This window comes from Deinococcus radiotolerans, from assembly GCF_014647435.1.
GTDB classification, from domain to species: Bacteria; Deinococcota; Deinococci; order Deinococcales; family Deinococcaceae; genus Deinococcus; species Deinococcus radiotolerans.
Genome location: NZ_BMPE01000006.1, coordinates 107,883 through 128,795, shown reverse-complemented (window position 1 = coordinate 128,795; position 20,913 = coordinate 107,883). Strand labels below are relative to the sequence as shown.

Annotated in this window: 22 protein-coding genes and 1 tRNA gene; 10 read left to right on the top strand and 13 right to left on the bottom strand. The window is 70.0% G+C overall.

What is annotated here, in order from left to right:
* Positions 1 to 35: 35 nt before the first annotated feature.
* From IEY63_RS12270 to IEY63_RS12250, 5 genes are all read right to left on the bottom strand, one after another.
* Complete coding sequence (locus IEY63_RS12270; protein ID WP_189069297.1) at positions 36 to 782, bottom strand: SDR family NAD(P)-dependent oxidoreductase; 747 nt, start codon at positions 780 to 782, stop codon at positions 36 to 38.
* Positions 783 to 915: 133 nt separating this feature from the next.
* The gene (locus tag IEY63_RS12265) at positions 916 to 2,418 is read right to left on the bottom strand and encodes a mannitol dehydrogenase family protein (RefSeq protein WP_189069296.1); all 1,503 of its coding nucleotides are present in this window, start codon (positions 2,416 to 2,418) and stop codon (positions 916 to 918) included.
* Positions 2,415 to 3,233: a carbohydrate ABC transporter permease gene (locus IEY63_RS12260; protein ID WP_189069295.1), complete on the bottom strand. Its 819-nt coding sequence runs from the start codon at positions 3,231 to 3,233 to the stop codon at positions 2,415 to 2,417. The genes IEY63_RS12265 and IEY63_RS12260 overlap by 4 nt, the downstream gene beginning before the upstream one ends.
* A gap of 1 nt (position 3,234) precedes the next feature.
* Positions 3,235 to 4,149, bottom strand: coding sequence for a carbohydrate ABC transporter permease (locus IEY63_RS12255; RefSeq protein ID WP_189069294.1), 915 nt, complete (start codon positions 4,147 to 4,149; stop codon positions 3,235 to 3,237).
* A 137-nt stretch (positions 4,150 to 4,286) separates the two neighbouring features.
* Positions 4,287 to 5,612, bottom strand: coding sequence for an ABC transporter substrate-binding protein (locus IEY63_RS12250; protein ID WP_229784681.1), 1,326 nt, complete (start codon positions 5,610 to 5,612; stop codon positions 4,287 to 4,289).
* 247 nt (positions 5,613 to 5,859) lie between these two features.
* On the opposite strand from IEY63_RS12250, the gene IEY63_RS12245 reads away from it, so the two are divergent.
* On the top strand, positions 5,860 to 6,873 hold the full coding sequence (locus IEY63_RS12245) for a LacI family DNA-binding transcriptional regulator (RefSeq protein WP_189069293.1): 1,014 nt from the start codon (positions 5,860 to 5,862) through the stop codon (positions 6,871 to 6,873).
* 7 nt (positions 6,874 to 6,880) lie between these two features.
* On the opposite strand, the gene IEY63_RS12240 is transcribed toward IEY63_RS12245, so the two are convergent.
* The 3 genes from IEY63_RS12240 to rplS all read right to left on the bottom strand — a co-directional run bounded on the left by IEY63_RS12240 (position 6,881) and on the right by rplS (position 8,946).
* Positions 6,881 to 7,687, bottom strand: a complete 807-nt coding sequence (locus tag IEY63_RS12240; RefSeq protein WP_308425228.1) for an HAD hydrolase family protein — start codon at positions 7,685 to 7,687, stop codon at positions 6,881 to 6,883.
* The gene (locus IEY63_RS12235) at positions 7,684 to 8,436 is read right to left on the bottom strand and encodes an HAD family hydrolase (RefSeq protein WP_189069292.1); all 753 of its coding nucleotides are present in this window, start codon (positions 8,434 to 8,436) and stop codon (positions 7,684 to 7,686) included. The genes IEY63_RS12240 and IEY63_RS12235 overlap by 4 nt, the downstream gene beginning before the upstream one ends.
* An 84-nt stretch (positions 8,437 to 8,520) precedes the next feature.
* Positions 8,521 to 8,946, bottom strand: a complete 426-nt coding sequence (gene rplS, locus IEY63_RS12230) for a 50S ribosomal protein L19 (protein WP_189069291.1) — start codon at positions 8,944 to 8,946, stop codon at positions 8,521 to 8,523.
* Positions 8,947 to 9,135: 189 nt separating this feature from the next.
* On the opposite strand from rplS, the gene IEY63_RS12225 reads away from it, so the two are divergent.
* Positions 9,136 to 9,918 carry a hypothetical protein gene (locus IEY63_RS12225; RefSeq protein ID WP_189069290.1) on the top strand — a complete coding sequence of 261 codons (783 nt, stop codon included), beginning with the start codon at positions 9,136 to 9,138 and terminating at the stop codon, positions 9,916 to 9,918.
* Positions 9,919 to 9,982: 64 nt separating this feature from the next.
* Here IEY63_RS12225 and IEY63_RS12220 read toward each other — a convergent pair whose 3' ends face one another.
* Positions 9,983 to 10,510, bottom strand: a complete 528-nt coding sequence (locus IEY63_RS12220) for a GNAT family N-acetyltransferase (RefSeq protein WP_189069289.1) — start codon at positions 10,508 to 10,510, stop codon at positions 9,983 to 9,985.
* Between the two features lie 191 nt (positions 10,511 to 10,701).
* On the opposite strand from IEY63_RS12220, the gene lipB reads away from it, so the two are divergent.
* Together lipB and lipA are read left to right on the top strand one after the other, a co-directional pair.
* Positions 10,702 to 11,421 (top strand): lipoyl(octanoyl) transferase LipB, encoded by a 720-nt coding sequence (lipB, locus tag IEY63_RS12215; RefSeq protein ID WP_189069288.1) that lies wholly within the window; start codon positions 10,702 to 10,704, stop codon positions 11,419 to 11,421.
* Between the two features lie 4 nt (positions 11,422 to 11,425).
* Entirely contained in the window at positions 11,426 to 12,415 is a 990-nt protein-coding gene (gene lipA / locus IEY63_RS12210) for a lipoyl synthase (protein WP_189069287.1), read from the top strand.
* Positions 12,416 to 12,418: 3 nt separating this feature from the next.
* Here lipA and IEY63_RS12205 read toward each other — a convergent pair whose 3' ends face one another.
* Positions 12,419 to 12,970 carry a chloramphenicol phosphotransferase CPT family protein gene (locus IEY63_RS12205; RefSeq protein ID WP_189069286.1) on the bottom strand — a complete coding sequence of 184 codons (552 nt, stop codon included), beginning with the start codon at positions 12,968 to 12,970 and terminating at the stop codon, positions 12,419 to 12,421.
* Between the two features lie 70 nt (positions 12,971 to 13,040).
* Here IEY63_RS12205 and IEY63_RS12200 point away from each other — a divergent pair, with 70 nt between their 5' ends.
* The gene (locus tag IEY63_RS12200) at positions 13,041 to 13,907 is read left to right on the top strand and encodes a CBS domain-containing protein (RefSeq protein ID WP_189069285.1); all 867 of its coding nucleotides are present in this window, start codon (positions 13,041 to 13,043) and stop codon (positions 13,905 to 13,907) included.
* Between the two features lie 52 nt (positions 13,908 to 13,959).
* Here IEY63_RS12200 and IEY63_RS12195 read toward each other — a convergent pair.
* Positions 13,960 to 14,036, bottom strand: a tRNA-Ile gene (locus IEY63_RS12195).
* Between the two features lie 94 nt (positions 14,037 to 14,130).
* The gene (dgt, locus tag IEY63_RS12190) at positions 14,131 to 15,261 is read right to left on the bottom strand and encodes a dGTP triphosphohydrolase (protein WP_189069284.1); all 1,131 of its coding nucleotides are present in this window, start codon (positions 15,259 to 15,261) and stop codon (positions 14,131 to 14,133) included.
* A gap of 57 nt (positions 15,262 to 15,318) precedes the next feature.
* Here dgt and IEY63_RS12185 point away from each other — a divergent pair, with 57 nt between their 5' ends.
* Positions 15,319 to 15,837 (top strand): NUDIX domain-containing protein, encoded by a 519-nt coding sequence (locus IEY63_RS12185; RefSeq protein ID WP_189069283.1) that lies wholly within the window; start codon positions 15,319 to 15,321, stop codon positions 15,835 to 15,837.
* Positions 15,834 to 16,730, top strand: coding sequence for a riboflavin biosynthesis protein RibF (gene ribF / locus IEY63_RS12180; RefSeq protein WP_189069282.1), 897 nt, complete (start codon positions 15,834 to 15,836; stop codon positions 16,728 to 16,730). The genes IEY63_RS12185 and ribF overlap by 4 nt, the downstream gene beginning before the upstream one ends.
* A 191-nt stretch (positions 16,731 to 16,921) precedes the next feature.
* On the opposite strand, the gene IEY63_RS12175 is transcribed toward ribF, so the two are convergent.
* Complete coding sequence (locus IEY63_RS12175; protein WP_189069281.1) at positions 16,922 to 17,479, bottom strand: DUF6174 domain-containing protein; 558 nt, start codon at positions 17,477 to 17,479, stop codon at positions 16,922 to 16,924.
* Positions 17,480 to 17,573: 94 nt separating this feature from the next.
* Between IEY63_RS12175 and IEY63_RS12170 the strand changes: the two genes are divergently transcribed.
* From IEY63_RS12170 to IEY63_RS12160, 3 genes are all read left to right on the top strand, one after another.
* Positions 17,574 to 18,452 (top strand): 1,4-dihydroxy-6-naphtoate synthase, encoded by an 879-nt coding sequence (locus IEY63_RS12170; RefSeq protein ID WP_189069280.1) that lies wholly within the window; start codon positions 17,574 to 17,576, stop codon positions 18,450 to 18,452.
* Between the two features lie 270 nt (positions 18,453 to 18,722).
* Positions 18,723 to 19,601, top strand: a complete 879-nt coding sequence (locus tag IEY63_RS12165) for an alpha/beta fold hydrolase (protein ID WP_189069279.1) — start codon at positions 18,723 to 18,725, stop codon at positions 19,599 to 19,601.
* A 72-nt stretch (positions 19,602 to 19,673) separates the two neighbouring features.
* Positions 19,674 to 20,912 carry a PQQ-dependent sugar dehydrogenase gene (locus IEY63_RS12160; protein ID WP_189069278.1) on the top strand — a complete coding sequence of 413 codons (1,239 nt, stop codon included), beginning with the start codon at positions 19,674 to 19,676 and terminating at the stop codon, positions 20,910 to 20,912.
* Position 20,913: the final 1 nt, after the last annotated feature.

Below are 20,913 nucleotides of genomic sequence, written 5' to 3'. Positions count from 1 at the left end.
AAACTCTTCGGCCCTCGGCCGCTCCCCGCGAGGGGTTACCAGCAGGTGTAGCCGCCGTCGACGACCAGCGCGTGCCCGGTGACGAAGCTGGCGGCGTCGGACGCGAGATACAGCACGGCCGGGGCGATTTCGGCGGGTTCCGCGAGGCGGCCCATCGGGGTCTCCTTCAGCCACGTCTCGCGCCATTCGGGGGTCTCCAGGCCGCGCTTGGTGAGGGGCGTGGCGGTGTAGCCGGGCGCGACGCAGTTCACGCGCACGCCGCGCGGCGCCCACTCGCCCGCCAGGGAGCGGGTGAGGTGGATCACGGCGGCCTTGCTGGCGTTGTACGCCGCCTGCGGCTGCGGGTGGTTGCTGATCAGGCCGCTCATGCTGGCGGTGGACACGACGCTGCCCCGGCCGCGTTCGAGCATGGTCCGGCCGAATTCCCGGCAGCACCAGTACACGCCATTCAGGTTCACGTCGATCACGCTGCGCCAGTCGTCGTCCGGGGTGTCCTCGGCGGGGGTGTTGCGGACGATCCCGGCGTTGTTCACGAGGATGTCCACGTCCGGGAGCTTCCGGGCCAGGGCGGCGACGGCGGCGGCGTCGGTGACGTTCAGCACCTCGAATTGCCCGTCCAGGGTCGCGGCGGCAGTCTGGCCCACATCGGGGTTCAGGTCAGCGATGGTGACGCGCGCCCCGGCCTGCGCGAGGCCCCGGGCGATCTCGAAGCCGATGCCCTGCGCGCCCCCGGTGATCAGGGCGTGGCGGCCGTCCAGGCGGAAGAGGTCGAGGATGGTCATGGCGTCTCCGATGGTCCGGGCGGCACCGACCGGGCCATCCGAGCGGATGCGAGAAGGAGTCGGCTGGACTCCGGGCGTGGAGTGGGCAACCCGGTGACGTCCCGGGTTGTCCATGGAACAGACGGAGTCCAGTTCATGCGTGTTCTCCTTGGGTGGGGGCAGCGTGCAGGGCGCGCAGCGCGCCGAGTGGGCCGTGGGCGGCCAGGGCGGCGCGGGCGTCCAGGTAGGCCTGCACGAAGGCGGGCGCGGCGCTCAGGTCACCGAACACGTCGGGCTGGTGCAGGAACGCGCCGGGCGTGACCTGATCGGCCAGGGCGGCGCGCGTGAGGTCGGCGGCGCGGACGTCGTCCAGCCGGTCGCCGCGGGTGGCGGCCTGCGCGACGTACGCGCTCCAGGCGGCGACCACGAGGGCGCAGCGGCGCAGGTCCCCGCCCCGCGCGGCCTGTTCGCGGGCGACGGGCAGCAGGAATTTGGGGATGCGTTCGCTGCCGTCCACGATCAGGCGGGCCAGGGTGTCCTGAATGGCGGGGTTCGAGAAGCGCGCGATGAGGTCGTGGCTGTAGGCGTTCAGGTCGATGCCGGGCACGGGGCGCAGGGTGGGGTGGGCCTCCAGGGTCATGTAGTCGAGCAGGAACTGCGCGTAGTCGGGCTGCTGGCAGACCTCGTGCACGAACGTGTGGCCGTCCAGAAGCGCGGGGTAGCTCATGGCCTGATGCGCGGCGTTCAGGAGGCGCAGTTTCATGAGTTCGTACGGTTCGACGTCCGGGACGAGCTGCACGCCCACGTCCTGTAGTGGGGGGCGGCCGCAGGTGAAGTGGTCCTCGAGCACCCACTGCGTGAACGCCTCGGCGACCACCGGGCAGGCGTCCTGCACGCCGTACTCGCGGTCCAGGTCGGCGCGTACGGCGTCCGTGGTGACGGGCGTGATGCGGTCGACCATGCTGTTCGGGAAGGCAACCTCGTGGTCGATCCAGTCGGCCAGTTGCGGGTCCCGGCGGCGGGCGAAGGCGGTCAGGACGCGGCGGGTGACGTGCCCGTTGCCCTGGATGTTGTCGCAGGACATGACCGTGAAGGGGCGCAGGCCGCGCTCGCGGCGGCGGCGCAGGCCCTCGGTCAGGAAGCCCAGGGTGCTGCGGGGCGCGGCGCCGGGCTGGAGGTCGTGCAGGACGTCCCCGCTGGGATCGAACTCGCCCGTGGCGTTGTTCAGGCTGTAGCCGCCCTCGGTGACGGTCAGGGACACGATGCGCGTGGCGGGGTGCGCCAGCCGCTCGCAGACCGCCTCAGGGTCGTCCGGGGCGAACAGGTAGTCGTGCACGGCGCCGATCACGCGGGCCTCGCTGCGGCCGTCCGGGGCGCGGGTCAGCAGGGTGTACAGGTGGTTCTGGGCGCGCAGCGCGTCGCGGATGAGGGCGTCGCCGGGCAGGACGCCCACGCCGCAGATGGCCCAGTCGTGCGCCTGGCCGAGGTTCAGGAGCCGGTCGAGGTACATGGCCTGATGTGAGCGGTGGAACGCCCCCACGCCGAAGTGCACGATGCCGGTGCGCAGGCCGCGCGGGTCGTAGGCGGGGACCTGCACGCGCCCGGCTAGGGCGGGGAGGCTCGCGGTGCGCAGGGGGAAGCTGGTGGCCACGGTCATTTCACCGCGCCGAAGCTCAGGCCGCGGACCAGCTGACGCTGCGCGATCCAGCCGAAGATCAGGACCGGCAGGACGGTCAGGGTGGCGGCGGCGCTCATCTGCGCCCAGAACAGGCCCTCGCTGGTCTTGAACTGGCTGATGAACACGCTCAGGGGTGCGGCGTCGCTGTTCGTGAGGTTCAGGGCGAAGAACACCTCGTTCCACGCGAAGATCAGGCACAGCAGGGCGGTGGCAGCCATGCCGGGCGTGCTGAGCGGCAGCGCGATCCCGAAGAATTCCTGGCCGACCGACGCGCCGTCCACCTTGGCGGCCTCGTAGATGGCGTAGGGGATCTCGGTCATGTAGGAGTGCATCATCCACACGACCAGCGGGAGGTTCATGGTGGTGTACATCAGGATCAGGCCGGGCAGCGTGTCCAGCAGGTGCAGGTTGCGGAAGATCAGGAAGAGCGGCACGATCACGCCGACTGCGGGCATGAATTTCGTGGACAGCATCCAGGTCAGCACACCCTGCGCGCGGCGGGTGGGGTACACGGCCAGCGCGAACGCGGCCGGGAGGCCCAGGATGAAGGCCAGGACCGTGCTGCCCACCGCGGCGACCAGCGAGTTGCGCAGCGCCGGGAAGTAGCTGCCCAGCGCGTGCTGGAAGTTCTCCAGGACGGGCGTGAACACGAACACGGGTGGGGTGGCGAAGGCCTGCGCCTCGGTCTTGAAGGCGGCCATGAACATCCACACGAGCGGGAACAGGAACGCGGCGGCGAGCAGGTACGTGACCAGGGTCAGCAGCGCGTTTCTCAGTCGGATCTGGGCCTGCATGTCACTCTCCCCTGCCCGCGCGGGTCAGCAGCCGCAGCATGTACACGGCCAGCACGTTCGTGAGGATCACGGTCAGGACCCCGGCGGCGCTGGCCAGCCCGATGTTGTACTCCGCGAAGGCCTTCTGGTAGATGAAGTACGGCAGGTTCGTGGTGGCAATGCCGGGACCGCCGGACGTGCTGCCGTAGATCTCGCCGTACACCTGCAGCAGCGCGATAGTCTCCATCAGCACGACCACCTGGATCGCCTGCGTCCAGTGGGGCAGCACCACGTAGCGGAATTCCTGCCAGGGGCTCGCGCCGTCCAGGCGGGCAGCTTCCAGCTGGTCGTCCGGGAGGCTCTGGAGGCCCGTCAGGAGGATCAGCATGGCGAACGGTGTCCATTCCCAGGTGATCATGGCGATCACGCTGGCCATCGGGTACTGCGCCAGCCAGTCGACCGGGTGCCCGCCCAGGCCCGTGACGACCCAGGAGAAGAACCCGAACACGGGGTTCATGAGCATGTTCTTCCAGACGACGGCCGTCACGACTGGCATGATCAGGAACGAGCTGATCAGCAGGGTGCGCAGCAGCGCCCGGCCCGGGAAGTCGCGGTTCAGCAGCAGCGCCAGGGCCGCGCCGATGATCAGGGTCAGGATCAGGGTGCCGCCGGCCAGCACGACGGTGTTCCACAGGATGTGGAGGTTCTGCGGGTCGGTCAGGAGGTTGCGGTAGTTGGCGAACCCCACGAAGGGGCGGCTGCCGGGAATGGCGAGGTTGTAGCGGAAGAACGAGTAGTACACCGTCATGAAGAACGGCACCTGGGTGGTCAGGATCAGGTACAGCATGGCGGGCCAGATCAGCGCGGCCGGGCTGAGCCGGAATCCCCGTCTGGGCGTGGGCGCGGTGGTGGCGGGCGTGGTGGCGGCGGCGGTCATGATTCACCTCCTGCGGGTGGGGGTGCAACGGTGTGGGGGAGGCGAGGTGGTCGCCTCGGGCCTCCCCTGGGGTGCGCTGGGACTGCGGGTGGGGGGTGAGGCGCGGCGCTGGAGGTCGCCGCGCCCCGCGTGGGGGCTTACTTCTGGTAGCCGCCGTCCTTGGCCGTCTTGTTCGCGGCGTCCTGGCTGAGTTTCAGCGCCTGATCGACGGTGTACTGCCCGCTGAGCGCCCCGGCGAGGTACTGCCCGACCTGGGTGCCGAGCGCCTGGAATTCGGGGATGGCGACGTACTGCACGCCGGTGTAGGGCACGGGGTCCTTGGTGGCCTTGTTCACGTCGGCGGTGTTGATGCTGCTCAGCACCAGGCCGCTGAAGGCGCCGGCGGCCTTCTTGTAGTTGGCGTTCTGGTAGGTGCTCGTGCGGGTGCCGGGGGGGACGCTGGCCCAGGTGCCCTTGGTCCTGGCGACCAAGGCGATGTACTCCTGGCTGGTGGCCCAGGTCAGGAACTTGAAGGCGGCGTCTTCCTGCTTGGTGCTCTTGGGAATGGCGAGGTTCCAGCTCCAGTACCAGTTGTTGCCGCGCGCGGTGGTGCCGACCGGGGCCTTGGCGAACCCGACCGACTTGGTGATCTTGGAGCTGCTGGGGTCGCTCAGGAACCCGGCGGCGACGGTCGCGTCGACCCACATGCCGCACTTGCCCTGGCTCATCAGGGTGAGGTTCTCGGTGAAGCCGTTGCCGGTCGCGCCGGGAGGGCCGTATTTCTTGACGAGGTTCACGTAGAAGGTCATGGCGTTTTTCCAGGCGGGGGTGTTCAGCTGGGCCTGCCAGCTGGGGTTGAACCAGCGGCCGCCGTAGGTGTTGACCATGGTGCTGAACAGGGCCATGTTCTCGCCCCAGCCGGGCAGGCCGCGCAGGCACACGCCGTACACGCCCTTGCTGGGGTTGTGGATCTTGCTGGCGAAGGTCTGGATCTGGTTCCAGGTGGGCTGGGCGGGCATAGTGAGCCCGGCGGCCTTGAAGAGGTCTTTGTTGTAGTACGTCATGCTGCTTTCGGCGTAGAAGGGCACGGCGTACAGGTTCCCGCCGACGGTCAGGGCACCGCGCACGCCGGGCAGGATGTCCGTGAGGTTGTAGCTCTTGGCGATGTCGGCGTTCTTGCTGAACAGCGGGTTCAGGGGTTCGAGCCAGCCGTTCTTGGCCCAGATGGGCACCTCGTAGGCGCCGACGGTGGCGATGTCGAAGCTGCCGGCGCCGCTGGCGACGTCCAGGGTGATCTTCTGGCGCAGTTCGTTCTCGGGGAGGGTCACCCATTTGACCTGGATGTCGGGGTATTTCTTGTTGAACTCGGGGGTGAGTTTCTGCATGGTGACCATGTCCGGGTTGTTCACGGTGGCGATGGTGATGGTCACGGCACTGGCCTGGCTGAGCAGGGTGGTCAGGGCGAGCAGGGCGAGTCGGTTCACGGGTGGTTCCTCCGGTGGGACAGGGCCCGGTCAGGGGCGGGGCGGACAGCAGCGGAGCGGCGTCGGTGACAGCGGCGCCACTTCAGGTGACGGGCTCACCTGATCTCAGATTGAATGGTCTCGTGTCCATCAGTGAATCACAATCGTTTTCAATTGTCTACTGGTGCCACTCCCGAAGGTGGCATGTGAAAATGGTTTCGTGCCCAACCGCTTGAGTGTCGCTTCGACCCTGACCTACAATGCAGCCGTGTCCACCATCCAGGACGTCGCCCGGCTGGCCGGCGTCTCCCCCACCACTGCCAAACGCGCCCTGAAGGAACCCGACAAACTCACGCCCGACACGCTCGCGCGTGTCCAGCAGGCCATCGCGCAGCTGCACTACGAGCCCGACCAGCGCGCCGGGAGCCTGCGCGGCGGCCAGAGCACCACCGTCGGGCTGGTCGTCGGCTCGATCCTCGAACCCTTCTTCGCGCAGTTCGCCCGCACCGCCTCGCACGTCCTGGCAGATGCGGGCTACACCCTGATCATCAGCGAGAACGAGTACAGCGCCCAGCGCGAACTCCAGGAACTGAGGCGGCTGTACGGCCTGCGCGTGGCCGGCGTCATGCTGCGCCCCGGCTACGGCCAGGACAGCCAGGAGTACCTCGCGCGGCTGCGCTCACGCGGCGTGGCCATCACCGAGTACGACTACCGCCCCCCCCACCACGACGAACCCAGCGTCATGCTCGACAACCCGGGCGCCGTGCGGCAGGCCGTCACGCACCTGCACGCGCTGGGCCACCGCCACATCGCCGCGCTGGGCACCTACCACCCCGTCATTCACCCCGAGGAACGCAGCCGCGCCTTCCCCGAGGTCATGAACGCGCTGGGCCTGACCGTCCCCGCCGAGTACCAGCGGGTAACGCTGCTGAACGAGGACACCGCCTACGCCCTGACGAACGACCTGCTGGACCTGCCCCAGCCGCCCACGGCGCTGATCGCCCTGACCGGCACGCAGGCGTCCGGGGCGTACCGCGCGCTGCGTGAACGCGGCGTGCGCCTGCCGCACGACATCAGCCTCGTCGCCTTCGACAACTACCCCTGGACCAGCCTGGTCGATCCGCCCATCACGGTGCTCGAGCAGCCGGTGGAAACCATGGCCGAGCAGGCCGCCACGCTGATGCTCGCGCAGCTCGGGCACGGGCAGATCCGGCAGCGGCACGTGGTGCTGGGCGCCCGGCTCATCGAGCGCGGCAGCACCGCCCCACCCGCACGCCCCTGAGTGGGACTTACAGCCCAGCCCCGATCCGGTCGGCCCAGGCGTGCAGGAACGCGCCCAGTTCCGCCTGCTGCGCCACCCGCGCGTCCGCGTGCGGCGCCAGCAGCGGCAGGTCCCCCACCTGCACGCCGAACGCCGCGACTTCCAGCATTGCCTGATCGTTGTCACTGTCCCCGAACGCCACCGTGCGGTCATGCGGGACGCCCAGCCCGTCCGCGATCAGTGTCAGCGCCGCGCCCTTGTGCGCGCCTTCAGGCGTCACCGTCAGGAAGTGCGGGTACGGGTCCTGCGCACCGGTCAGGACCAGGTGCGGGTGCCGCTCGCGCAGCCGCCCGGCCAGGGCCGCCACGTCCGGGTGGTAGTACCCGGCTTTCAGGATGCCCGCGCGGGGCGCGTCCGCGAACGGCCGGAACGACCGCGCGCGCATCCACGGTTCCGGCTCCACGCCGGGGGGCAGGTCTACGTACAGGGCGTCCTCGGTGAACAGCACGACCCGCGCGCCGGGCAGTTCATGTGCCAGTACGGCTTCCAGGTCCGCGTCCGTGAAACTGGCTTCCAGGTGCAGGTCATCGCCGACCAGGACGCGCCCGCCGTTGTTCGTGGCGACCGCGTGCGGCTGCATGGCGGTCCGGACGGCGCTGGGCGGCGTGTCGCGGCCCGTGATGATCGCCAGCGTCACGCCGTACGCGCGCAGGCGCCCCAGGGCGGCGGCAATGTCCGGCGCGACCTCGCGGCCCGCGTCGGGAATCAGGGTGCCGTCCAGGTCGAAGGCCATCAGCAGGGGCAGCGTGGTGGGGGCATGCTCGGGCAGGATCACGCCGGGCAGCCTAGCAACCGGGCACGCACATGCGCGAGGACGCCGGGCACATCTGCTGGACACGTGGCGTGCAGGGTCGCGCCAGCCAGGGCCGCGTGCGCGCCCACGCGGATGAACGTGCCAGCGTGCGCCAGCATGGCCGCGTCCGCCGGGCCGTCCCCGGCCGCCACGACCTGCGCGCCGGGCACGCCCAGCCGCCCGGCCAGGGCCCGCAGGGCCGCGCCCTTACAGGCACCCTGGCGGACCAGCACCAGCCGGGTGTCGCGTTCGCGGATCACGTGCGTGCCGGGCAGCGTGGCCCAGCGTCCCTTCAGGGCGTCCAGCCGCGCGGGCGTGTCGCCCCGCACGAGCTTCAGCACCTCGCGCGCCTGCGGCCACTGCGCCGCGAACGCGGCGTGGGGGCCGCGCACGATCCCGATCGGGTCAGCGGTGACCATGAGCGTCCGGCCCCAACGCCACGCGCCGGGCGTCAGCGCCTCCAGCGCCGCGCGGACCGTGTCGTCCGCCAGCGGACGGCTCCAGGCGAGCTGACCGCCCACCTGCGCCCACGCGCCGTAGCAGCGGCTGACGGTGTGCAGGGGCCAGTCCCGCACCTCGGGGGGCACGCGGCCCCGCGCGGTCAGCAGCGCCAGGTGCGCGCCGCCCCGCGCCCAGGCGTGCAGTTCGTCCAGCAGACCGGCGGGCACGTCACCCTGCGGGCCGACCAGGGTGCCGTCGAAATCCAGGGCGAGCAGCGCGGTGGGCGTCACGCCCGCACGCTAGCGGATGGGCGCGCGACAGGACCCACAAGAACGTGCCGCCCCCAGGTTCGGGGGCGGCACGCTGGGGAGACCTTACTCCTCGCTCTTGGCGTTGGCGGCGGTCTTCGCGGCGGCGTCCTTCATCACGCGGCTGCGGTCGCTCTTGATGCGGGCCGCCTTGCCGCGCAGTTCGCGCAGGTAGTACAGCTTGGCGCGGCGGACCTTGCCGCGCTCGAGCACGGTGATCTTGGCGACCAGGGGGCTGTTGAAGGGGAACACGCGCTCCACGCCTTCACCGAAGCTGATCTTGCGGACGGTGAAGCTCTTGCGGCTGCCGGTGCCGTTGATGGCGATCACGACGCCCTCGAAGGCCTGGTTGCGGGTGCGGTTGCCTTCGACGACCTTCGTTTCCACGCGGACGGTATCGCCGGGGCGGAACTCGGGCAGGTCGGCCTTCAGGTGGGGCTGCTCAACGGCGCGCAGGATGGCGCCACGGTTCACTTTGATTGCGTGCTGCATGGTTGACTCCTTCGGGCAGCGGACCGTCCCACCGTCCCGCTGTCTGCGGGCAGAGACGTTCGTGCTCCTCAATGAACTGGCCGCCTGGGCAGACGACCGAACTTTAGAAGTATACGGGCCGTCCTGGCCCGGGGCAAGTGCAGCGCCCGTCACGTTCAGCAGCGGGCGCCGCGCGTCAGTCTGAACGGCATGACGGCCGTACAAGAAGCAGCGCAGCAGGTCGCGCAGGTGCGCGAGGCGTCCCTGAAGCAGCGTCGGCGCGTGGCTGAAGTCCGCGCGCGTGAGCACGTGGGCGCCGCCGGGTGGGCGCAGACCAGCACGCTTGAGGCGATCATCCGTGCCGGGCACGAGGGCCTGGCCGCCACGGACGCGCTGCGCGAGGTGGTGCAGATCACGACCGAGCAGCTGCGCGCCCTGCCGTTCGGCGCGGGCGGCGAGGCCCGCTCGGCGCAGGAGGAGGCGCTGCGCCACATCCTAGAAAGCGGCGAGGCGCAGATTACGGCCGCGCACGCGCTGGATGAACTGGTCTGCACGGCGCTGGACGAGGTGACCCGCACCCCGGTCGGGGAGGTGAACGTGCGCCGGCTGGAAGGCATCCACGCGCGCGTGCGCGAGCAGGTGCAGGCGCTGGACACCCTGATGCAGGCCGCGCAGGTGCAGGTGCACACGCTGGAACAGGTGGCGCAGCTCGAGCGGGTCAGCGCCGAGTACCACGGCCGGGTCGCCACGCTGGGCCGCCTGAGTGCCGAGCAGGAAGCGCAGGTGCTGGGCGAGGCGGGCGAGCATCTGGTGGGGCGGCTGGCGGAACTGGACGAGGCGCCCCCGCAACAGGTGGACGCCCTGACCCGCATCGGCGAGGCGGTCGCGGAGAAGATGGTGGAGACGGGCGCCCCGGCGGCCCGGCAGGCGCAGGCGCTGGAGGACCTGGCGCAGCTGATGGAGGAGAAGGCCGGGGAACTCCGCAAGGGCTGAATGGCGGGCCGCCGGACCTGGGTAGGGGACTTCGCCCCTCCTCCCCTGTCGCCGTGCTGGATGTTCAGTTGGGCGTGGGCACCCAGAAGCGCAGGATGGGTTTCGGGTGGTCCGGGACCACGAACTGACCTTCCAGCACGCCGCCGTTCTTCTCGATGGTGCGGCGCGAGCCGGTGTTGTCCGCGTCGCAGGTCACGAGGGCCGCCTCGATGCCCAGTTCCCTGGCGCGGCGCAGCGATCCGGCGAGGATGCGGGTGGCGTGCCCCTGGCGGCGGGCACCGGGGCGGACCTCGTAGCCGATGTGACCGCCGAATTCGCGCAGGCGGGCGTTCAGGGTGTGGCGGATGCTGGCGCGGCCCAGGTACGTGTCGCCGTCCACCAACCACAGGTACTCGGAGTGCACGAAGCCCTCGGGGAGGGTGTGGCCGGGTTCAAAACGGCGCAGGTGGGTCAGGAAGGCCGGGAAATCCCGCTCGATGTCGGTCACGTCGAAGCTGAGGGTGTCGCCCAGGCCGCTGCCGGTGGCCTGCGCCTCGCGCACGGCGTCCAGGAAACTTGCTTTGAACTGTTCGGAGGGAGGCACCAGTTCCATACCTCACGGTAGGGCCTTGCCGGCCCACGTGCCCTGAGCCAGATAGCGCAGCCCACCCCAAGGGCGTCCGGGCCGCACGGACGGGCTTGACCAGCGCGGGGCGCAGGATTCACCACACCACGTGGTCAATGCCAGGCAAACTCCCGCCCAGGGCACGTTAAAAACGCCCCGCCCGGACGTACAATCGCCGCATGACCGCCTCCCCCTTCGCCGTCCGGGATCTCGGCGTGACGCCGTACCGGGACGCCTGGGACCTCCAGAAAACCCTGCACGCGCAGGTGGCCGCCGGGGACGCCCCGCCCACCCTCCTGCTCGTGGAACACCCACCCGTCCTCACGCTGGGCCGCAAGGCCCGGGAGGGCACCAACATCATCGTCACCCGCGACTACCTGAAGGCGCAGGGCATCGAGGTGCTGGAGGTCGAACGCGGCGGGGACGTCACGTACCACGGCCCCGGCCAGCTCGTCGCGTACGCCATCTTCCCCGTCGGCCGCCGGGTCGCGGACTTCCTGCGCCTGCTCGAACAGGCGACCATCACGGCCCTGCACGACCTGGGCCTGGAGGACGCCCGGCCCAACCCCGGCTACGCCGGCGTGTACGTCACCGAGCGGGACGTGAACGGCCTGACGTACGATCAGAAGATCGCGTCGTTCGGCGTCGCGGTGCAGCGGCACGTGGCCCTGCACGGCCTCGCCCTGAACGTGAACGCGAACCTGCAGCACTTCGACCTGATCGTCCCGTGCGGCCTGACGCAGACGCACATGACCAGCGTGCAGCGCGAGTACGACCTGCGCGGCCTGAACAGAGCGGCCAGCATGCAAGGCGCCAAAGACGCCCTGACGCGAGCCTTCCACATCACCTTCGCCCAGTATGACTGGACGCTGCCCACCCCCGCGGCAGCCGGGAGCTGACCCCATGACCCAAGAGAACGCCAAGGAACCCAAGTTCATCAAGAACGGCATCTACCGCAAAGACAGCGTCCCGGTCCGCGAGAAAAAACCCGAGTGGCTGAAAGTCACCATCCCGACGGGTCAGGTCTTCACGGAAGTCCGCAAGATCGTCAAGGAACACCGCCTGCACACCGTGTGCGAGGAAGCCATGTGCCCCAACATCGGCGAATGCTGGAGCCGCGGCACCGCCACCTTCATGCTCATGGGCCACATCTGCACCCGCGCCTGCCGCTTCTGCGCCGTGGACACCGGCAACCCCATGGGCAAACTCGACCTCGACGAACCCCGGGGCGTCGCCGAGAGCGTCCAGCTCATGGGCCTCAAGTACGTCGTGCTGACCAGCGTGGACCGCGACGACCTGCCGGACGGCGGCGCGTACCACTTCGCCAAGACCGTCCAGGCCATCAAGAAACTCAACCCCGAGACGCGCGTCGAGGCCCTCACGCCCGACTTCGGCGGGAACACCCACTGCGTGGACCTGGTGCTCGACAGCGGCGTGGACACCTACGCGCAGAACCTCGAAACGGTCCGCCGCCTCACCCACCCCGTCCGCGACATCCGCGCCGACTACGACCAGACCCTGAAGGTCCTCGCGCACGCCAAGCAGGCCCGCCCCGACGTCATCACCAAGACCAGCATCATGCTCGGCCTGGGCGAAACCCGCGAGGAACTCCGCGAGACCATGCGCGACTGCCGCGCCGCCGGCGTGGACGTCCTGACCTTCGGGCAGTACCTGCGCCCCACCATGCACCACCTGCCCGTCGAACGCTACGTCTCCCCCGCCGAATTCGACGAGATCCGCGAGGAAGCCATGAGCCTCGGCTTCCTGGAAGTCGTCAGCGGCCCCCTGGTCCGCAGCTCCTACAAGGCCGAGCAGATCGTCATGGACCGGCCCGGCACCCTGCCCGAGCACCTCGCGCACCTCGGCGAGGGCAGCGAACTCAGCCTGATCTGAGCCTCAGACCTCCGCGCGCCCCGCCGGGAATACCCGGGGGGCGTGTTCGCGTTGCGCCCAGGCCAGCGCCACCCGCGCCACGTTGTCCTCCAGCGGCGCGGTGCAGGTCAGGGTCAGGTCGTACCGCGTGAAGGTGTGCACCGTCCGCGCGTCGCGCCGCGCGTCCCCCGCGCCCCGGTCACCACGCGCCTGCTCCCGGCGCTCGAGTTCCTCGACCGGGCACTCCAGGCCCACCAGGAATACGTCGTACCCCCGCAGCAGGCCTGAGAGTTGCCCCCACATCTGCGGCGTCTCGATGATGTAATCCACGACCAGATCATTTCCGGCGTCCAGCAGAGCGGGCAGGCAGCGGTTGAAGCCTTCGAACACGCGCGGCCGCAGCGCCGGCCAGTCGCGCAGGCGCCCCTGCGGCGTGCGGGGCAGGGCGGACGTGTCGAACAGGAAGAAGTCCAGGCTGAAGTGCACAAATGCACCGGGCAGTCCGTCCCGCAGGGCGCGGCACAGCGTGGTCTTCCCGGCGCTGGAGGCGCCGTTCACCAGAATCAGAGCGGGCATCCGCTCACCGTAGCGCGCCGTAATGCCCCCGTAACAGGCAGCGCCGACCCTGTGGGCAGGAGGTTTCACCATGACCACCCCCCTGCTCGTGAAGGACGCCATGCACGCCCGCGCCGTCACCCTCTTCCCCCACAGCACCCTGACGGACGCCGTGGTCACCATGCAGGAACTGCGCGTCAAGCGCCTGCCGGTGGTGCAGGACGGCCGCGTGGTCGGGATCGTGACGGACGGCGAGGTGCGCCGCACGCTGCCCACCCTGAGCGAGGGCCTCACCCCGTGGGCGTTCACGGACCGCGTGGGGCGCGTGCGGGCGCGGGACATCATGCGTCACCCGGTGCTGACGGTCACGCCCGACGCGCCCCTGACGGCGGCGCTGCGGCTGATGCTGGACCGGCGCGTGGGGGGCCTGCCCGTCGTGGACGAGGACGGCGAGCTGCGCGGCATGCTGACCCTGACGGACGTCCTGCGGGCCGAGGGCCGCGCCGCGCGGCTGCACTGGGGCGCGGTCGAGCAGCACATGACCAGGGGCGTCGTGACCGTCACGCCCGGCACGCCCGCCAGCGAGGCCGCCGCCACGCTGAAGATCACGCGCCTGCACGTCCTGCCCGTCGTGCAGGGCACCCAGCTGCGCGGCGTGCTGCACGAGAAGGACCTCACGGCCGCCGTGGACCGCGCTGGGGCGACCCACGGACCCACCGTCCTGGCCGACCAGTTCTTCCTGAACGGCCTGACCGCCGCGGACCTGATGCGCCCCCCCACCGGGTACGTCACCGAGAGCGTCCCCATGCGTGACGCCCTGATCCGCATGCTGAACCTGGACGTGCACGGCCTGCCGGTCATCACGGAGGATGGGGACCTGCTGGGCGTCGTGACGATCAGCGACGTGATCCGCACCGTGCTGGGCGAGAGCGTGGGCACAGGCGGGGCGACTACCTAGACCTGCGATGGGCTGAACGAAAGAACCCCGTCAATGACGGGGTTTCTGTTCTTGGTGCGGATGCCCAGACTTGAACTGGGGACCTCACGCTTATCAGGCGTGCGCTCTAACCAGCTGAGCTACACCCGCGCACCTGTTGTTGTTTGCGCTGTCCTCTCGGGCAGGCGGGCATAAATGTATCAGGGGGTCTTCACCCTGTCAACACCTGTTGCCGCCGGGTGCCTCAGCGGGGCCAGAGGGTGGCGGGGCCGCCGGGGGTGATGGTGGCGTGCGTGTCCAGTGCGTAGCGGTCGGTCATGCCGCTGAGGTAGTCGCAGGTGGCGCGCGGCTGGCCTTCGCTGGCGGCCAGGGCGCGGTAGGTGGGCGGGAGCATGCTGGGGCGGTTCATCAGGGCGTGGTACAGGCTCTGGAGGACCTGGGTGGCCTGTTCGACCTGCATCTCGACCCGCCAGTGGCGGTAGAGGTGCTCGCGCAGGAACGTGCCGGTGTCGCGCAGCAGGGCGTGCATGTCGGAGCTGTACGTGATGAGTCGGGTGGGCTGCGCGCGGACCTCGGCGGGGGTGGTGACGCCGCTCTGACGGATGCTGGCGTGGCTGGCGTGCGTGAGGTCCTTGATCAGCCACCCGAGGAGCTGGCGGTGCAGGGTGCGGCGGCCCTGTTCGCTCAGGTCGTGGCCGTGCACGCCGGCGCGGCGGGTGAGTTCGGCCCACAGGGGCAGTTCACTCAGTTGCGCGGGGGTGATCAGGCCGCTGCGCAGGCCGTCGTCGAGGTCGTGCGCGGTGTACGCCAGGGCGTCGGCGGCGTCCACGAGCTGCGCTTCCAGGCTGGGTTGGCCCAGGCCCGCGCGGTGGTGTTTGTTCAGGCCGTCCAGGGTGTCGTGCGTGAGGTTCAGGCCCGGGTACTCGCTCTTGGGGTGTTCGAGCAGCGTGACGATGCGCCGCGCCTGGAGGTTGTGGTTGAAGCCGCCCTCATCCGAGAGCAGCTGGTTCAGGACGCGTTCCCCGGCGTGCCCGAACGGGGGGTGGCCGAGGTCGTGGGCCAGGGCGATGGTCTCGGAGAGCGTCTCGTTCAGGCCGAGGCTCAGGGCGACGCTGCGCGCGACCTGCTGAACCTCCAGGGTGTGGGTCAGGCGGGTGCGGTAGTGGTCCCCGGCGGCCGAGAGGAACACCTGCGTCTTGGCTTCCAGGCGGCGGAAGGCGGTGGTGTGCAGCACCCGGTCGCGGTCCTTCTGGAAGGCAGTGCGGGTCTCGCTTTCGTCTTCTGCGTGTTCGCGTCCGCCGTGGTCGCGGCTGAGGGTGGCGTAGGGGGCCAGCATGGCGGCCTCGCGCGCTTCCAGGTCCGGGCGGGTGAACATACGCGCAGTGTATGACCGCCCCGGGTGTGGGGGCGGGTGCATTACAGTTGCCGGAAGATGAGCGGCGAGACGAGGGTGGTGTATGACGGGCGGATCGTGCGCCTGGAACTCTTAGGCGGCAAGTGGGAGGTGGTGCGCCACGCGGACGCGGTGGCGGTGCTGGCCCTGAACGACGCCGGGGAGATGCTGCTGGTCCGCCAGGAGCGGCGCGCGGTGGGTGCGTTCACCGTGGAGGCCCCGGCTGGCCTGATTGACGCTGGCGAGACGCCCGAGCAGGCCGCGCGGCGCGAGTTGCAGGAGGAGGCGGGTCTGGACGGCGACATGACGCTGATCACGCGCTTCTATTCCAGCCCGGGCTTCTGCGACGAGCTGCTGCACGTGTTCGAGGCGACGAACCTCCGCGAGAGCAAGCTGCCGCACGACGAGGACGAGGAGGGCATCGAGGTGCTGTGGCTGCCGCCCGCGCAGGTCCTGGCGGGGTTGCGGGACGGGTCGCTGGTGGGCAGTGCGTCCACGGTGGCGGCGGCCCTGCACGCCGTGACCGTCCTGGCGGGCCGCCAGGGTGGAGGCGCGTGAAGACGTACGTCTCGCCGAGTCAGCGGCCCGACACGGCCACGGTGGTCGCGGTGGGGTCGTTCGACGGGGTGCACCTAGGGCATCAGGCGCTCATCGCGCAGCTGAAGGCCAAGGCGCGCGAGCACCGGGTGCCCAGCGTGGTATACACCTTCGATCCGCCCACGCGGGTCCTGACGCAAGGCGTGGAGTTCCTGTCCACCCTCCCGGAGAAACTGGACCTGCTCGCCCGCTACGGCGTGGACGAGACCATCGCGGCGGCCTTCACGCCGGAGTTCGCGTCCCGCCCGAAGGAGGCGTTTCTGGATGACCTGCGCCTGCTGCGCCCGCGCGCAATTGTCGTCGGCGAGGACTTCCACTTTGGGCGGGGCCGCGCCGGGAGTGCCGCGGACCTGCGCGAGGTCGCGCCGGAGGTGGTTGTGGTGCCCATCCACGGCCTGAGCGGCGAGGACATCAAGAGCACCCGCGTGCGCGAGTACCTCAAGAGCGGCGATGTGGACGGCGCGCGGCGCCTGCTGGGCCGCCACTACGACGCGCAGGGCGTGGTCGTGCAGGGCGACCGCTTAGGCCGCACGATCGGCTGGCCCACCGCGAACATCCGCGTGCCGGACGGCAAGGCCCTGCCGCTAGGCGTGTTCGCGGTCGTGGCGGTGGGGGATCATGGGCGCTGGCACGGCATGGCGAACGTCGGCTTCCGCCCGACCGTCAATGGCCAGGACCGCCGCTTCGAGGTGCACCTGTTTGACTTCGAGGGCGACCTGTACGGACAGGAGTTGCAGGTCAAGTTCTTCACGCACCTGCGCGGCGAGCAGAAATTCAGCGGCCTGGACGAACTCAAGGCCCAGATTGCCCGTGACGCGCAGGCCGCCCGGGACGCCCTAAAGGACGTGCGGTGAACTGAACATGGCCCTCCTGCCCAGCGGCGTTTCGTGAGGGCCGCGCCGCCGAGGGGGCCAGTGGCGGACACAGGGTCGCCCCAGACCTCTGCGCCAGGACGAGGCAGAGACCGTCCAACCGTCGTGTCTCCCTTCCTGGCCGGGTGAGGGCGGGTGCGCACCTGCCCTTGCACCCGCCCTTGACGCTGTGGTCAATTCGTTCTGGTGAAGTTCGTGATGCGCCACTCGCCGAAGCCGTCCGCGATGCCCGCGTCACCCAGGCCGGACGCGAAGCGGGTGGGGTAGCCCAGCTGCGGGTCGAAGCTCTGCTCGACCAGCGGGCAGGGGGCTTTCGCCTGGGCGTTCAGCGTGGCGGCCATGTCGGTGAAGCGGGCGTCCACTGTGCGCCCGGCCAGGGTGGGGTTCACGGTGCCCTCCTGCCCGGGGGCCAGGGCCGTGCCGGTCACGCGGCCTGCCTGAACAGTCACGCGGGTGCCGGGAAACAGGACAGGCGCGGCGATCTGATCGACGTCGTAGGTGTAGCTGGCGGGGTGCTGGGCGGCCCACAGGGTGCGGGCGCGGTTCAGCTGGGCGTTCAGGGCGGCGAAGTCCGGGCGGACGTACCCGGCGCGGCAGCCGAAGGGCGCGGTGGTGGGCGCGCCGGTGGGCGGGGTCTGTCCGCCTCCGGCGAGGGCGGCGCTGCCGAGCGCAGCGGCCAGCAGGCCCGTCAGGAGAGGACGCAGGGGACGGTGGGCGCGGGTGCGGGTCATGCGGGCAGCGTACGGGCCGAACCTGACGGGCGGCTGAGAGGCGGCGTGGTGAGGGTTGCGGTGCGGGCGGCGGGCGGGGCGTACCCTGGGCGGCATGAGCTCGGATGCCCTCTCCCCTGTTTCGCCCTCCCAGCTGCCTGCGGTGCTGGACCTGGGGTACTCGTTCTGCCCGAATGACACGTTCATCTTTCACGCGCTGCACGCGGGGCTGGTGCAGGGGCCACTGCCGGTGCGTGAGGTGCTTGAGGACGTGCAGACGCTGAACGAGTGGGCTGTGGCGGGGCGACTGCCGATGACGAAGATCAGTTACCGCGCGTACTTCGAGGTGATCGATCAGTACGTGGCGCTGCGCGCGGGCGGGGCGCTGGGGCGGGGCGTGGGGCCGCTGGTCGTGACGCGCGGGGACGTGCAGGACCTGAACGGGCGCACGGTGGCGTCGCCGGGTGCGCTGACCACGGCGGAACTGCTGCTGCGGCTGGTGTTCCCCGGCGTGAACGTGGTCCGGATGCGGTACGACGAGGTGATGCCCGCCGTACAGCGCGGCGAGTATCACGGGCAACCAGTGGATGCGGGCCTGATCATTCACGAATCGCGCTTCACCTTCCACGAGTACGGATTGACCCGCCTGATGGACCTGGGCGCGTGGTGGGAACAGGAGACGGGGCTGCCCCTCCCCCTGGGCGCGATTCTGGTGCGGCGGGACCTGCCGCACGACGTGCAGCGCGGCCTGAACGCGGCGGTGCGGGCCAGCCTGGAGTACGCGTACGCGCACCCGGACGCGGCGCGCGCGTACATCCGCGAGCACGCGCTGGAGATGTCGGATGAGGTGATGCAGGCGCACATCGACCTGTATGTGAATCCGTTCAGCCTGGATGTCGGGGATGAGGGTGAGCGGGCCGTGCGGGAACTGCACCGCCGGGCGGTGGAGGTGGGGGCCACGCGTCCCTCAGCGCGACCGCTGTTCGTGGAGTGAGTCGGGCAGCGCGCGGTCTGCTGCGTGTGGTGGCTGTTCCCAGACACCCCTAGGCTGGACAGCTGTCCGGCCTGTCCTCATGAGGCCGGCGCTGATCTGACTTTGGGCAGGACCTGAAGGGAACTTCATAACGTGGGGATTCCCCCGATCAGGGGGGGGCTGGGTCTGGGATGGTGAGCCTGTCCAACCGAACCGGCCGGTTCCTGTCAGGCGCGCCACTGGCGCAGCCGGGGTACTTTCCCCCCGCCGGGCGATCCACGAGGTTCCCCCATGAAACGCACCCTGACCACCCTGACTGCCTTCCTTGCCACCGCTGCTCTTGCCGGGGGTGCCCAGGGGCAGACCGTGCCCAACCGCGGCACCGTGACCGTGAACGGCTCGACCGTGTTCTACAAGGCCACCGGCAGCGGGCAGCCGCTGCTGCTGATCCACGGGTACCCGCTGAGCGGCGAACTGTTCAAGAACAACCGCGCGCTACTCGCCCAGAACTTCCGAGTGATCACGGTGGACCTACCCGGCTTCGGCCTGAGCCGCGCGCCGAACGCGGACGCCAGCATCGAGAACTACGCCAGCACGGTGCTGGGGGTCATGGACGCCCTGAACCTGAATCAGGTCGTGGCGGGCGGCATGAGCATGGGCGGCATGACGCTGTTCCAGATGTACAAGATGTCCCCAGAGCGCTTCAAGGGCCTGATCTTCATCGACACGACCGCCGACCCCAGCGGCGTCGCCGAGAAGGCCAACTGGCTGGGCACCGCGCAGCAGGCGCAGGAGAAGGGCGTCGCCAGCCTCGTGGATATCCTGATGCCGCGCATGCTGACCGGCCAGAGCCGCATGACGATGCCCAACCAGGTCATGCACCTGGGCAGCCTGGTGAAGCAGGCCAGCCTGAACGGTGCGGTGGGCGGCGCAACCGCCCTGGCCAACCGCCCGGACGCGAACCCCATCCTGCCGACCATCCGGGTGCCCACCCTGTACCTGTTCGGCGCGGAGGACAACCTGACGCCGCCCGAGGTCGCCATGAAGATGCAGATGAACACCCCGGGCAGCCGACTGGTGCTGATCCCTGGCGCCGGGCACGCCGCGACCTTCGAAAAGGCCAGCGCCGCGGCGCGCGCCATGAACGACTTCGCCCTCAGCCTGCGCTGACCCCGCTCCTCGCTGCCGCGCTCCTGGACTCGTACCGGGGCGCTCCGTCTCCTCACCCCCCGGAGGTCACCCATGAAGACCCTGACCCACCTGCTGTGCCTCGCCGCGCTGCTGAGTACCGGCGCCCTGGCACAGACCGCGCCCCCCACCCCCCGACCCATCGCGCCGGGCGAGCCGCCCGTCACGCTCACCGCGACCCGGAACGAGCCCACGCCGCTGGAATTCACGACGGACAAGCTCGCGCGTCTGAAGGTGCCTGCCGGTTTCACGCTGAAGGTCATGGCGACCGGGCTGGGCAATGCCCGGATGCTGCACGTCATGCCCGACGGCGGCATCTACCTGTCGCGCCGCGCGCAGGGGGACGTGTGGTACCTGAAGGACACCAACCGTGACGGGCTGATCAGCGCGACCGAGCGGCGGCAGGTGGCGCAGAACCTGAAGCTGGCGCACGGCCTGGACGTCAAGGATGGTCGGCTGTACGTGGTGGGCGAGAAGACCATCTGGGTGATGGACATCGCCCGTGACGGCGGCCTCAGCGTGCCGCGCGTGTTCGCGGACGGCTTCCCGGATGCCGGGCAGCACCCCGCCCGCAGCCTGAAGTGGGGGCCGGATGGGTTCCTGTACGCCAGTTTCGGCTCCACGAACAACGACGCGCCTACACCCAACCCTGAGGAGGCCACGCTGCTGCGCATCAGCCCGGATGGGAAGACCCGTGAGGTGTTCGCGCGCGGCCTGCGGCACACCATCGGCTTCGGCTGGCACCCGGTCAGCGGCGTGCTGTACGGCGCGGATCAGGGCAGCGACTGGCACGGCGACAACATCCCCCCCGAGGAGATCAACGTCATCGAGCGCGGGAAGAACTACGGCTGGCCCTTCTGCTACGGCGACAAGCAGCCCGACCCGTACGTGAACGTGGGGAACATCCCCGGGAAGATCACGAAGGCCGAGTACTGCGCGGGCACGCAGGGCAGCGTCCTGAACTACACGGCGCACGCGGCGGCCATCGCCATGAACTACTACACCGGCACGCAGTTCCCGGCTGAGTACCGCAACGACGCGTTCATCGCGTACCGCGGCTCGTGGAACCGCACCGAGCCCAGCGGCTACGAGATTGCCCGCGTGGTCTTCGACGCGCAGAACCGCCCGCAGACCATCGAGCCGTTCGTGACCGGCTTCGTCTTCCAGGACGGCGACGTCTGGAAGCAGTTCGGTCGGGTGGCGGGCGTCGCCACGTACACCGACGGCAGCCTGCTGTTCACGGATGACCAGAGCGGCGTCATCTACCGCGTGATGTACACGGGAGGGAACTGAG